The following is a 6,835-nucleotide window of genomic DNA, read 5'->3' as shown; positions in this document are numbered from 1 at the left end:
GCTCTTTCCTGATGCTGTCAGAGAAAAATGTGAGGATTGTCAATTGAGGAAAGAAAAAGTTTGTTATTTTGAAATATACCTCTTGACAAAAGTCACTTCATAACAGAAGTATAAAGAATTTTTTGGTTGGTAACAGGAGAAGGTCATGAGTGGGATAATTATAAGTGACTGTTGATGATCTGACTGGAGTAGGTGTGGCAGATGATGCTTTATTGGTTCCTTTTAGTGCAGGTATAAGTAAAGGATTGATAATGCTGTTTCCGTAATTAAAAAGGTGGGATATATATGTGAAATGAAATTATTGATAAAAATGACTTAACGAATTTTATGAATAGAGTAAATTTTTTTCATGACAGTTGTATTAAAGAATTGAAATACGTAAGTGGGGCTTATATTGAAGAGGATTTATCAATGTATCCACTAAACGACAAAAGAATTTTAAATATAATAATTCAATGTCAATTTGAAGATGTATCTATGATTGAAATGCAGTTCATAGGGCTGAAGTGCTTGAGGTTAGTTCCAGTTGATGAGGAATATACCTGTGAAATAATGGATTCAACTATGCTTATAAAAGATAATTGTATTTACTGGTGTGATTGTGGAGAACTATCGGAGAATGACTTTGAAGATTATAAAGGAACTTTGATTTGTGCATCTAAGCTCCGGTGGCGCACTATAGAAAACGGAATGGGGAAAGGAGATTTTTATATAGCTGTAAAATAAACTATGTTTCTGTATTTAATAGTCGTGGCCTGTGGAGGAGTGGCATAGTCCGCTGATAAATCAGCAGATGTGGTTGTATCTGGAAGTGGGAGTATTACTTGCTTGTTGTCAGATATTGATAGTCCGGAGGAATACAATATTGAAGAAAAAAATTAAATACATTATGAATGATGCTCTTTTTTTTATACTCATTGGAAGAGGGTGGTTAAGTAAGTATGGTGAATTGCCGGTAATGGGAATCATATTTTTTTGGAGTGCTTTGATTATTGTACCAACATGGTTTCCTTTAAAGGAAGGATTACTGGGTGAGTATAAAGATAAGTGCAATAATAGTAATCCTTTATATCGAAAAGGATATTTTAGAAAACCATCCCCTAAAAAGAATGACCGTCATATTTTGTCAGAGTTGACAGGGCTTTTTTACAGAGATATTTATGTGATAATACAATTAATACTATTGTTTTTATATGGAATTTATTGTACGTTTCAAAATTATATTGATGAACGGGTTTGTCTGATTTGGGCATTTTGTACTATTCTTCCAAGTGCAGTTATTCAAGATTATTATAATCATATTTTGCGTAAGCTGCCATTCGATGATGAAGACTGGGGACCATTTCGATATACATCCTGTGGTGGAAGCCTTGCAGATAAATTTCAGATTGAATATGATGGATTTAATCAATTTTTTCAGAAAATTATTTTAAATTTAGATTATTTTGGATTTCATTATGTAAAAAAATATGAGATATGTCATGAAAGTGAATGTCTGTTCTTTTTGAGAAAGCGAAGAAGAAGGCAGGAAGTAATAAGCATCATATATTTAAAAGAAATGTTCTATGAACAAGAAAAAGAAATGAGAGAAATATTTAATGATTTTTATGAAAAGCAAATTGGAATCGGATATTGGGGAACTCCTGTTGATTGCATGAATATTCTTTGTGCAGATAAAGAGAGTTCGAGGTTTCGAATATTGTTAAATCGTCCTATTATTCAAGAAGGTATTCGGTTTGCGGGAATAAATGCGGGAATTTTGATGGATAAAAGAAGACTATGTATTTCGAAAGCCGGTGGTATTTGGGGAATAAAGAGGTATAGAAGGATGAGGAGAATTATTTTAGAAGAGATATTTTATGAATTATTGAGCAGTCAGGAATAGATTATGGAGGTAACAATTTAGAGAACGATTTATAATTTCAGTAGGGAGCGGTACATACCGGCCGCTTCCTTTTTTGTACTCTTTTTTAGGAATATATGAAAAGAAATGGAGATGAAAGTTTATGAAATACAAAATCTTAACAATAACAGCCCTTATAGGAAGCGCTGTGGCAGAACTGTTCGGCGGATGGGATATGGCGCTGCAAACACTGGTGGTTTTTATGGCAATAGACTGGCTCACAGGAGGGATCATCCTGCCGGGAGTGTTCGGGAAAAGTCCAAAATCTCCAAATGGTGCCATGGAAAGCCATGCCGGATGGAAGGGGCTTTGCAGGAAGGCAATGACATTGTTCTATGTGCTGGTTGCGGCACATCTGGATGCTTTGATGCATACGGATTATTTGCGTGATGCAGTCTGTATTGGATTTATTGCCAATGAAGCTCTGTCTATTGCAGAAAATGCCGGACTTATGGGCTTGCCAATGCCCCTTTGCATCAGGAAAGGAATTGATATTTTAAGGACAAATGCAGAAAACGGGGTGAAGTGAAATGGGGTAGTATGATGAGCTGAACCGTCTGACCCGTGAGGACAACCAAGTTCTGAACAAGACGGTGACCTACAGCTAGTATAAGCCACGTTAATTACTGCACTGTTTCGCTGAGAATGTTTTTTCGAGAGTGCAATCGTAAAAACGCAGGCGTAGCGGGCTACGCTGAGGCTTTTACGATTGTGCTATCGAGGAAACAGACCAGCGAAACATGCTGTTAATTAACGTGGCTTATACTAGGATCTTGGAGGCAACCTGGTAAGCGAGAAAGAATATGCTTATACCACGGGAACCCTTCCGGCTGCCGCGCCCGTGACAAAGACCGGAACGTATGACACTGTCTGGAAAGATAAGCTGCTGAACTGGAACGGCACAGCCATGACCTATGATGCCATCGGCAACATGCTCACCAAAGGCAGCACCACCTACACCTGGACACAGGGAAGGAAGCTTGCTTCCGTGCAGAACGGTAAGAGCATCCAGTATTTCTATGACCATACCGGAAACCGTACCAGAAAAGTGGTGGACGGCGTGACGACCCAGTTCCGCTATGCAGGGGACCTGCTGGTATCCGAGCGTACGGGAAGTGAGAAGAATCTGTGGTATCGTTATGACTCCGCCGGGAATGTAATTTCTGTTACTTACGATAGTAACATTTATATGTATATCCGTAATGTACAGAATGATGTCATCGCCCTCATTGACAGGTATGGAAATACCGTTGTAAGATATACTTACGATAGCTGGGGCAGGGTCACGAGTATCGACGGAAGCATGAAGGACAGCCTTGGCGAGAGAAATCCGTTCAGATACAGGGGATATTATTACGATACTGAAACGGGGCTGTATTACCTGAAGAATCGTTATTATGATTCGGAGATTAGAAGGTTTATAAGTGCAGATGATACCGGAATTGTGGTGTTTTCCCCACAACTGCTGAAGGAGAAAAATCTGTATTTGTATTGTGACGACAATCCAGTGGCAAGAGTTGATATTGAAGGACATTTTTGGACTGTTGTGTTGTCAATGGCAGTGGGTGCAGGATTGAATGTAGCTACGAGTATGCTTGCGGCTAAGGTAACAGGACAGAATTATGAAATTACAGATGGTATTGTGGCAGCAGCCTCCGGTGCAGTTTCAGCAAAGTGGGCTGTTTGGGGAGGAGTTTTAAGTGGAGTTTATGCTGGTTATGTAGCTAAGAAGAATGGAGGGAATATAGGAGAGATTGTAACAAATACTTTTGCTGCTTTTGTTGGAACGACTTGTATGGGAAATTTGGGAAGCATTATCGGTGGAGAATCATTAAACATTGGTATCGGTGCAATATATTCTGCAACATTTGGAACTGGCGGGAATTTGGTTGCAGCAGGTGTTAATGCTGGTATTTCACAACGCAATAAGATTGGTTACGATAAGACACTTCACATCTATAAAAAGTCTGCCGGACGGCTCATTGGATATGGAGCCTCATATAATGGAAAGACTGGTGTGAGAACCAGATACAAGATCTATTTATCGGAAGCCGGTTTTACGTATAAGGTATATATTTAAAGAATTTGTGTTAATCATGCAGCTTTATTGTCTGTTACTTTAGGGGTCTTATGAAAGTTATCCTGCTATATGTAATTTTTATTGCGTATGGCAGGACAGTAGACCGATCTGCGGAATACAAAGGAGTGATAGTTTGACTATTCAAAAGAAAGACGATAAATTAATAATAAAATCGAAGATATTATTGCCCAATATTATTATTACGGTGGTGCTTATTTTATTATCATGCTATATTATTTATGACTGTTTACCATGTGGAAGAAATACAGATGCACTTGATATGGTAATATTTATTATGTTATTTATCACACTATTGATAATAGATATAATGTTTCTTCATTTTTTGGTATTGACCGAAATGCGTGTGGTCACAATGGATGCGGATGGTTGTATAGTTAGCTGGTTGGGGTTTAAGAAGAGGTATAGATGGAATGAACTGGAGATTATCAGGGAGGATAAATGTTATGCTGCAAGAGGTGCATGTTATTATGGGATTTTCTTTTCCAAAAATTTGAAAAAGAAGAATGGAAAAATATATTCGGCAAAAGATATTTTTTTGTCATTTAATTTCTGGAACTGTTTTGCTGTGATTTGGTCAAGGGCAGATTGGACATCCGTTTCATTTACTGACAGTAATCGAAAAAGAATTCTTGAGCAGATGGAAGAATGGGGGATAAAAGTGACAAGAACAGAAGAGATTGCAAAAGAAGAATATTACAAAACGATGGTTGAAGCAAGAAAAAAAACAAGAGATGTGCGAAAGAAGAAAGAAAAAGAATAAATATGTAATTGCTTGGATGACAATATGAATTTACCAAAAAGAAATATTATTGTGTGAGGGAGCGGTTTACACCGGCCGCTTCCTTTTTTAAGAAAGTATTGAAAATGAATGGAGATGAAAGTTTATGAAATACAAAATCTTAACAATAACAGCCCTTATAGGAAGCGCTGTGACAGAACTGTTCGGCGGATGGGATATGGCGCTGCAAACACTGGTGGTTTTTATGGCAATAGATTGGATCACAGGAGGAATCATCTTGCCGGGAGTGTTTGGGAAAAGTCCAAAATCCCAAAATGGTGCCATGGAAAGCCATGCCGGATGGAAGGGGCTTTGCAGGAAGGCAATGACATTGTTCTATGTGCTGGTTGCGGCACATCTGGATGCTTTGATGCATACGGATTATTTGCGTGATGCAGTTTGTATTGGATTTATCGCCAATGAGGCTCTGTCTATTGCGGAAAATGCCGGGCTTATGGGTCTGCCCATGCCCCTTTGCATCAGGAAAGGAATTGATATTTTAAAAACAAATGCAGAAAACGGGGTGAAGTGAAATGGGGTAGTATGATGAGCTGAACCGTCTGACCCGTGAGGACAACCAGGTTCTGAACAAGACGGTGACCTACAGCTAGTATAAGCCACGTTAATTACTGCACTGTTTCGCTGAGCGATATTGGTGCCTGTCAGTCAAAACAAAGCGGAAACTTAATGAAAATAGAATAAATAATTAAGAAACCGATTTTTAGAGAGACAGGCACCAATGGCCGTGGAAAGCAAAGTGGTGCCGCACGAAGAGACCCTGAGATGTGCGGAACTGTTTGACCGGATTTACAGTGAAAAAACTAACTGACTGGACTGCAGTGCGCAGCGTTTATTCTTCTTCCGGAAGAAGCTTCCGGAAGAAGCGGTAAAGCAGGCAGGAGTTAATAAAAGCAGTCAGCCCGAATCCGAAGAAGAACCAGCAGCAGGCATAAAGGGGCATAAGCTCGATATCCTGATAGGTCATATACATCGGCAGCAGTGAAATAACAGCCATTGCCAGTGTGGTTGGAAAATGGATAAAAGCCAGAAGAAAAGCATTTCTGGATAATGCACGCAGTGTATTGGCAAAAGCTGCGATCACAGGGAAAATATACAGTGTGAAAATGATAAGCAGGGCGAGAATGGCGCAGGAGCCGTAGAGAAGAATCTGAGAAGCTGCGCCATTGTTTCCTATAAGAAACAGCATGTTTGTGATCAGCACAAATCCGGCGGCGGCAATCAGCAGCCAGACGATCAGTGACTGAACAAAGTTTTCCTTAAATGCACGGAAGAATGTTTTGATAGTTCCGTTATTATTGTCTTTGACTGTGCGGAGCATACAGTGATAGAGAGCGGTAAGCGAAGGCCCGATTGTGACAAGCGGGATGCTGCACAGGATGAAAAGCAGGTTTGCAATGACGATATCGCCGATTTTATTCAGGAAAATATGTACAATATTATCTTCATTAAGCAGATTCATAAAATCCTCCGGTTTATACAGTGAAAAGTAAACATGATCAGTTTATTAATATTCCATGGAAAAGCCCCAGTCGGGTGATCAGGCTGTTTATCTATGCTGAATTGTAGCACGAATTTCGGGATGATGTAAAGCGTATGGATCGATTGAAGCGGGAAATATTGTTTTAAAACATAGAAAAATGTTGGAAAATAATAGATAAAAATACGAAGAAAGATAGCAGATTAATTGTATATAATGCCTTGGTAATGAGAGAAATGGAAAGGAAAATGGAAAAAATACAAATAATAATAAATAAAAAATTAACAATATACTGGTCGAAATGGACAAATATCAAACATTTTTCCATATAATGTAGACATCAAACCATTTATCATTTTTCCATGTGCAACTATAATGAGTATACCAGTCAGGGAAAACAAACAGAAGCCCCTGGCAACGTTAGAACGAGTCCATAAGGAATAAAAAAGGAGCTTCTTGTATAATTCAAATATAAGGAATTCCGAGAAAGAAGGTTGAGAAAAAAATACCTCAGAGTAAAATAAGATTACTGACTTTGCACGGTTAGTAAAAAAT

At 38.6% G+C, this 6,835-nt stretch carries 7 protein-coding genes; 6 read left to right on the top strand and 1 reads right to left on the bottom strand.

Annotated elements, in window-relative coordinates:
• Window positions 1–411 precede the first annotated feature (411 nt).
• From ACTNEW_RS15970 to ACTNEW_RS15945, 6 genes are all read left to right on the top strand, one after another.
• On the top strand, window positions 412–726 hold the full coding sequence (locus tag ACTNEW_RS15970) for a hypothetical protein (protein ID WP_441062760.1): 315 nt from the start codon (window positions 412–414) through the stop codon (window positions 724–726).
• Window positions 727–865: 139 nt separating this feature from the next.
• Window positions 866–1,885, top strand: a complete 1,020-nt coding sequence (locus ACTNEW_RS15965; RefSeq protein WP_441062759.1) for a hypothetical protein — start codon at window positions 866–868, stop codon at window positions 1,883–1,885.
• A gap of 121 nt (window positions 1,886–2,006) precedes the next feature.
• The gene (locus tag ACTNEW_RS15960) at window positions 2,007–2,432 is read left to right on the top strand and encodes a phage holin family protein (protein ID WP_441062757.1); all 426 of its coding nucleotides are present in this window, start codon (window positions 2,007–2,009) and stop codon (window positions 2,430–2,432) included.
• Window positions 2,433–2,744: 312 nt separating this feature from the next.
• Window positions 2,745–3,983 carry an RHS repeat-associated core domain-containing protein gene (locus ACTNEW_RS15955; protein ID WP_441062756.1) on the top strand — a complete coding sequence of 413 codons (1,239 nt, stop codon included), beginning with the start codon at window positions 2,745–2,747 and terminating at the stop codon, window positions 3,981–3,983.
• 133 nt (window positions 3,984–4,116) lie between these two features.
• The gene (locus tag ACTNEW_RS15950) at window positions 4,117–4,764 is read left to right on the top strand and encodes a hypothetical protein (protein WP_441062754.1); all 648 of its coding nucleotides are present in this window, start codon (window positions 4,117–4,119) and stop codon (window positions 4,762–4,764) included.
• Window positions 4,765–4,888: 124 nt separating this feature from the next.
• Window positions 4,889–5,314: a phage holin family protein gene (locus ACTNEW_RS15945; protein ID WP_441062752.1), complete on the top strand. Its 426-nt coding sequence runs from the start codon at window positions 4,889–4,891 to the stop codon at window positions 5,312–5,314.
• Between the two features lie 318 nt (window positions 5,315–5,632).
• On the opposite strand, the gene ACTNEW_RS15940 is transcribed toward ACTNEW_RS15945, so the two are convergent.
• Window positions 5,633–6,262: a YesL family protein gene (locus ACTNEW_RS15940; protein ID WP_441062751.1), complete on the bottom strand. Its 630-nt coding sequence runs from the start codon at window positions 6,260–6,262 to the stop codon at window positions 5,633–5,635.
• Window positions 6,263–6,835 lie beyond the last annotated feature (573 nt).

Origin of the sequence: Blautia sp. HCP3S3_G3 (genome assembly GCF_052063365.1) — a bacterium.
In the GTDB taxonomy this organism is placed as follows: Bacteria; Bacillota; Clostridia; order Lachnospirales; family Lachnospiraceae; genus Blautia_A.
This window is presented reverse-complemented; position numbering and strand designations above follow the sequence as displayed.